Raw genomic sequence first — 6,000 nt, forward strand, 5'->3', positions numbered from 1 at the left:
CAATTTAAATATTAAAAAGAGCCCTTATGCTAATGCATAAGGGCTTACTTTTATAAATATTTTTTTATTTCTTCAACTTTGTTTAACTGTTCCCATGGTACATTTATATCAGTTCTTCCAAAATGTCCATAAGCAGCAACTTGTTTGTATATAGGTCTTCTTAAATCCAAATCCCTTATAATAGCTGCTGGTCTCAAGTCAAAAACTTTATTAACTATTTCAACTATTTTATCCTCAGATATCTTTCCTGTTCCAAATGTATCTACTGTTATAGATACAGGCTTTGCTACACCAATAGCATATGCAAGCTGTATTTCAAGTTTATCTGCAACTCCAGCTGCAACAAGATTTTTAGCAACCCATCTTGCAGCATATGCAGCAGATCTATCAACTTTCGTTGGATCTTTTCCTGAGAAAGCTCCACCACCATGTCTTCCATATCCACCATAAGTATCAACTATAATCTTTCTTCCTGTTAAACCCGAATCTCCCTGAGGTCCTCCAACAACGAATCTTCCTGTTGGATTTATAAAATATTTAGTATCTTCATCTAAAAGCTCAGATGGAATATTTGGTTTTATTACTTGTTCTATCATATCTTTTTCTATTTGATCATGTGTTGCTTCTGGGTCGTGCTGTGTGGATATTACAATAGTATCTATTCTAACAGGTCTGTTGTCCTCATATTCTACTGTAACTTGAGTTTTTCCATCTGGTCTTAAATATCCTAAAGTTCCATTTTTTCTAACTTCAGTTAATCTTCTTGAAAGCTTATGTGCTAAGCTTATTGGCATAGGCATATATTCAGCTGTTTCATTTGTAGCAAAACCAAACATCATTCCTTGGTCACCTGCGCCTATAGCTTCTATTTTATCCATTTTGCCATTTTTAGATTCTAATGCTTCATCTACTCCCATAGCTATATCTGCAGATTGCTCGTCTATAGAAGTAATTACAGAACATGTAGCATAATCAAAACCAAATTTAGCTCTAGTATATCCTATTTCTTCTACAGTTTTTCTTACTATTTTAGGAATATCTACATAACATTTAGTTGATATTTCTCCCATAACTAAAACCATTCCTGTAGTAGTAGCTGTTTCACAAGCTACCCTCCCATTGGGATCCTGCTCTAATATAGCATCAAGAATAGCATCTGAAATCTGGTCACACATTTTATCTGGATGTCCTTCGGTAACCGATTCTGACGTAAATAATCTTCTCATACGTACTCTCCCTTCTCTTTATAAAAAAATAAAACCTCTCCTAATAAGAAGAGGTTAATTAAGCTTAACAACTCTCTTATCTTGCAGATTATCACTGCAGGAATTGGCACCTTAACAGTGTATCTGTTGGTTGCCGGGTTTCATAGGGCCCTTTCCCTCCACCTCTCTTGATAAGAGCTTTATTCACTTGTAATTCGTTCTACATCATGTTAACACAACTAAGTTTTAGTGTCAATATTTATATGACTTTAAAAACTATTGTTCACAAAAAACAAAAGCACTTATTAGTGCTTTTATTTGGTGGAGGAAGATGGATTCGAACCATCGAAGTCGATGACAACAGATTTACAGTCTGCCCCCTTTGGCCGCTCGGGAATTCCTCCGCATTTGGTGCTGGCAGAAGGCTTCGAACCCTCGACCTACTGATTACAAGTCAGTTGCTCTACCAACTGAGCTATGCCAGCATACAATATTGATTTTTAATGGTGGGCACAACAGGGCTCGAACCTGTGACCCTCTGCTTGTAAGGCAGATGCTCTCCCAGCTGAGCTATGCGCCCATTAAATATGGTGGAGGAAGATGGATTCGAACCATCGAAGTCGATGACAACAGATTTACAGTCTGCCCCCTTTGGCCGCTCGGGAATTCCTCCGTATTTGGTGCTGGCAGAAGGCTTCGAACCCTCGACCTACTGATTACAAGTCAGTTGCTCTACCAACTGAGCTATGCCAGCACATGCTTATTAAATTTACACCATTAACGGCTTCAACATGGATTAGTATACATTGTTACAGTTCTATTTTCAAGTTCAAAACACTCCATTTCATCAATCCTACTTCTCATTGTTTTAAATTTCTACGTTTTTCTCTTAAAATCGCACTGAAATATTTTTATAATAATTCATTTAATTATCATATATTTATATAAAAGACTTGTTATTTATTAACCAAATCCATATTTATAAACTTTTCTGCTACTTGCTGTACCTTCTTATAATCTTTATCAGATAATCTTTCTTTAAGTAGTTTTATAGTATTTTTTATATCCTCTTTATTTCCATTTTTTAAATATTCGTTTATTTTTTCATAATCAACAGCTGATAATTTACTTCCTATAGATAACAGTTTTTCTTTATCAGCAATAGTTAAATCATCTTTTATTTCTGATTTTGAAACTTTAAATATAGATACATCCTTTTCATTGTTTGAGTTAGTATTATTTTTATTATCATCATACTTGGATTGAGCTATTTCACTTTCTTTACTATTGATACTATTATCTTTGGAAAAAACTTCATTCTTATCTTGATTTATTTTATCTTCTATAGCCTCAATTTTATTTTTTTTATAACTATCTGTTATCTCTATTGATTTTTTACCAGCTTCCTCATTTATATTACTTTTATTTTCATTTTGGGCATTTTGTTTTTTGCTGTTTTCTTTATTGCTTTTTTTATCTTCATTTATTACTTCTACTTTTCCTTTTACTGAATTTTCATTAATATTTACCTTGCTTGAATAAATCATTATACCAACACAAATAGTTGTACATAAAATTACAATTAATGATAGAATTTTTTTACTCATACCATCAGCCTCCTTGTATTATGCAAACACTTTTCTCTTAGTATAACCATAAAGCTTTTTTTTATTCTGTATACATTAATATTTTAAGAACTATTTACATATAAATTAATTATTGATATAGGAGGTGAGTTTTTGAATAGGGTGAAATCTAATTATAAAGATCCATTATCATATTATAAAATTGCATGTTTCTTAAAAGAATATATTAACAAAAATACTATTGTAGTATGTATTGGAACTGATAGATGCATCGGGGATTGCCTTGGCCCACTAGTAGGTACGCTATTGAAAACTAAAGGTTTTCCATTGCCTGTACATGGAACTATTGCAGAGCCAATACATGCATTAAACATTGATAAGAAATTAAAAGAAATTAAGGTATTATATCCATATAGTAATATAATAGGTATAGACGCTTGTCTCGGAGACGAATCCAGTATAGGAGAAATTCAAGCTAGAGATTATCCTGTACATCCCGGAAAAGGTGTTGGGAAGTTTCTACCTAACGTAGGTGAATGTTCTGTGATAGGCATAGTAGATTCTAATGATAATGATGAAATATTTACCAGTAATAATATACGATTAAATTTAGTATTGAACATGGCTAAAGTTATAACTCACTCTCTTATACACACCTACTATTTATATGATAATACTAGACTTACATTATAATTATGTACTCTAATACTTATTAATATATAATCCTCTAAACTTCCGCAATTTTAAAAAGTTGATTCACATTATGCTTATTATATTAAATTAAAATTTTGTATATGCAAAAACCCCCCACAGCCTTTATGGGGGGGTTTTACTTTTCATTTTAATCTATTAATGTTATATCATCACCAGTAAAAGTAACTTCCATTTTATCTAAATACTCTAATACTTTTCCTGTTCCCAATGCTACACAAGACACAGCATCTTCTGCTACACATACTGGAACCTTGGTTACCTCTTGTATTAAATCGCTAAGACCATTAAGTAACGCTCCTCCACCAGTCATAATTATACCTTTATTGGCTATATCTGATGCCAGTTCAGGTGGTGTCCTTTCAAGCACTGCATGAGTTGTTTCTGCTATAGAATTTACTACATCTTTCAATGCTTCCCTCATTTCATCTGAGGATACTGTTATATTTTTGGGAAGACCTGTAATTAAGTCTCGTCCCCTTATTTCCATAATCATTTTTTCTTCTCTTTTAAATGCAGAACCTATATTTATTTTTAAGTCCTCTGATGTTCTTTCTCCAATCATTAGCTTATGCTCTTTTTTTACATATTTCATGATAGCCTCATCAAACTTGTCTCCTGCAACTTTTATGGAAGCTCTTACAACTATTCCACCTAAAGAAATAACTGCAACATCAGTAGTACCTCCTCCAATATCTATTACCATATTTCCACTTGCTTTTGTTATGTCAAGACCTGCTCCAATAGCTGCTGCCAACGGTTCTTCAATTAAAAATACTTTTTTTGCGCCAGCGTTTTTGGCAGCATCAATTACAGCTCTTTTTTCAACTTCTGTAGCCTCGCATGGAACACACACTACTACTCTTGGTGCGGACATTCTCTTTTTGCCACAAGCTTTAGTTATAAAATACTTAAGCATTTTTTCTGTTATATCATAATTAGATATAACCCCATCTCTCAAAGGACGAATTGCCACAATATTTCCAGGTGTTCTACCTATCATTTGCCATGCTTCTTCACCTACAGCTAATACCTTATTTCTACTTCTATCTACAGCAACTACAGAAGGTTCTTTTAAAATTACCCCTCTGCCTTTAATATAAACAAGTACTGTGGCTGTCCCTAAATCAATTCCCATATCAGTTCCTATACTAAAAAACATTCCTATGCTCACTCCTAATCTTTCCATGCTTTTTTATAATAAAAAATGTTAATTTTTTCTCTTTTTATTATATCTACTCATTTAATTATAATAGGAATGTTTTTAACCTTCAATAGCTTTATACTTCATTTTTGTTGCTTTTCCACCTCTTATATGTCTTTCTGCCTTATTATAGTCCAGAATAGTCTTAGCCTCTCTAGCAATTTGAGGATTTATTTTAGGTAACCTTTCTGTCATATCTTTGTGTATAGTGCTTTTACTTACTCCAAAAACTTTGGCTGTTTTTCTTATTGTAGCCTTTGAACCTATAATATAATTTGCTACTTCTAAAACTCTTTCTTCAATGTAATCTTTCAAGGATGCTACCTCCCTAATCCTTCTATATTTATAAATATGCTGTTTACATTTTTTAAATTCATCAGGTTAGCCATTTTCCGATAAACATATCAGAAAACGGCTTAAAAATTAATATTTTACATACTTTGCTGGATCAACAAAACCATTTCCTTTTAAAACTTCAAAATGTAAGTGATCCCCATATTTTTCATAAGCTGATCTCAATGTAGTTTTTCCCACTGTTCCTATAATTGTACCTTTAGTTACATTTTGATCTTTTGAAACTTTTATCTTTTGATCTAAATTGGAATAAACCGTTTTTAATCCATTTTGATGATTTATAACAACCTTTACACCATCTTGAGTAGCAGTATCAATTTCTTCTATTTTTCCATCCATAGCAGCCATTACTGGTTTACCTAAATCTGCTTTTATATCTAATCCAAGATTAGGTCTATAGCTTGATGTAGATTCCCAATATACAGGATCTTCTGAATAAGCTCTTGCCAAACTACCTTCTACTGGCTTACTTAAAGAAGTACTAACTGAATTAGATACACTCTGTGATTTTGTTTCACTTTTAGGTACAACTACTTGTGGTTTAGAATCTTTTTTCACTTGAAGGGCATTATCATAATTTAAAGATGACTCATTGTTTCCCTTAGCTGTCTGTTTTTTTGCTTTATCTTGTGCTTGAGTATTCTGTTGTTGTATTAGTGCATTGTTAGCATTTTTGCTAGACTTAGCAGTTAAAACTGCTACTGTAGCTACAATACATAAACAAACAAATAGTATTACATAAAAGCCCTCCTTCTTAAAAAAATTAGTTACTTTGTTCAAAAATTTTTTGTCCATATGAACACCTCCTTTTTGTAGTTTGTCCAGAGTATAGTAAAAAATACATATTTTATAAAAAAAATTTCTATTATTTTCTTGTACTTAAAATAAAAAAGAGGCCTTTGGGCCTCGTTGTTGCTGTCGCTCTCTAAAAATAAGGCGG

General features: G+C 32.4%; 6 protein-coding genes, 5 tRNA genes and 1 riboswitch. Of the genes, 1 reads left to right on the forward strand and 10 read right to left on the reverse strand.

Going from position 1 to position 6,000, the window contains the following annotated elements; all coding sequences use genetic code 11:
* Nucleotides 1–50: 50 nt before the first annotated feature.
* The 7 genes from metK to EG57_RS25605 form a co-directional block, all read right to left on the reverse strand.
* Nucleotides 51–1,226: a methionine adenosyltransferase gene (metK, locus tag EG57_RS0223545; RefSeq protein WP_032079530.1), complete on the reverse strand. Its 1,176-nt coding sequence runs from the start codon at nucleotides 1,224–1,226 to the stop codon at nucleotides 51–53.
* A 73-nt stretch (nucleotides 1,227–1,299) separates the two neighbouring features.
* A riboswitch (SAM riboswitch) is annotated at nucleotides 1,300–1,403 on the reverse strand.
* 121 nt (nucleotides 1,404–1,524) lie between these two features.
* Nucleotides 1,525–1,609, reverse strand: a tRNA-Tyr gene (locus EG57_RS0223550).
* Between the two features lie 5 nt (nucleotides 1,610–1,614).
* Nucleotides 1,615–1,690, reverse strand: a tRNA-Thr gene (locus tag EG57_RS0223555).
* Nucleotides 1,691–1,709: 19 nt separating this feature from the next.
* A tRNA-Val gene (locus EG57_RS0223560) sits at nucleotides 1,710–1,785 on the reverse strand.
* Between the two features lie 8 nt (nucleotides 1,786–1,793).
* Nucleotides 1,794–1,878 (reverse strand) — tRNA-Tyr (locus tag EG57_RS0223565).
* Between the two features lie 5 nt (nucleotides 1,879–1,883).
* Nucleotides 1,884–1,959: transfer RNA gene (locus EG57_RS0223570), tRNA-Thr, on the reverse strand.
* Between the two features lie 202 nt (nucleotides 1,960–2,161).
* Nucleotides 2,162–2,812, reverse strand: coding sequence for a hypothetical protein (locus EG57_RS25605; RefSeq protein WP_052038066.1), 651 nt, complete (start codon nucleotides 2,810–2,812; stop codon nucleotides 2,162–2,164).
* A gap of 132 nt (nucleotides 2,813–2,944) precedes the next feature.
* On the opposite strand from EG57_RS25605, the gene yyaC reads away from it, so the two are divergent.
* Nucleotides 2,945–3,484 (forward strand): spore protease YyaC, encoded by a 540-nt coding sequence (yyaC, locus tag EG57_RS0223580; protein ID WP_032079531.1) that lies wholly within the window; start codon nucleotides 2,945–2,947, stop codon nucleotides 3,482–3,484.
* A gap of 148 nt (nucleotides 3,485–3,632) precedes the next feature.
* Here the strand turns inward: yyaC and mreB are convergent, their stop codons facing one another.
* From mreB to EG57_RS0223595, 3 genes are all read right to left on the reverse strand, one after another.
* Nucleotides 3,633–4,664 carry a rod shape-determining protein gene (gene mreB / locus EG57_RS0223585; protein WP_029159205.1) on the reverse strand — a complete coding sequence of 344 codons (1,032 nt, stop codon included), beginning with the start codon at nucleotides 4,662–4,664 and terminating at the stop codon, nucleotides 3,633–3,635.
* 102 nt (nucleotides 4,665–4,766) lie between these two features.
* A complete protein-coding gene (gene spoIIID / locus EG57_RS0223590) occupies nucleotides 4,767–5,021 on the reverse strand; it encodes a sporulation transcriptional regulator SpoIIID (protein ID WP_007063637.1) in 255 nt (84 codons plus the stop codon).
* A gap of 108 nt (nucleotides 5,022–5,129) precedes the next feature.
* Nucleotides 5,130–5,855: a M23 family metallopeptidase gene (locus EG57_RS0223595; RefSeq protein WP_032079532.1), complete on the reverse strand. Its 726-nt coding sequence runs from the start codon at nucleotides 5,853–5,855 to the stop codon at nucleotides 5,130–5,132.
* Nucleotides 5,856–6,000 lie beyond the last annotated feature (145 nt).

The sequence above is a fragment of the Clostridium drakei genome (assembly GCF_000633595.2).
GTDB classification, from domain to species: domain Bacteria; phylum Bacillota; class Clostridia; order Clostridiales; family Clostridiaceae; genus Clostridium_AM; species Clostridium_AM drakei.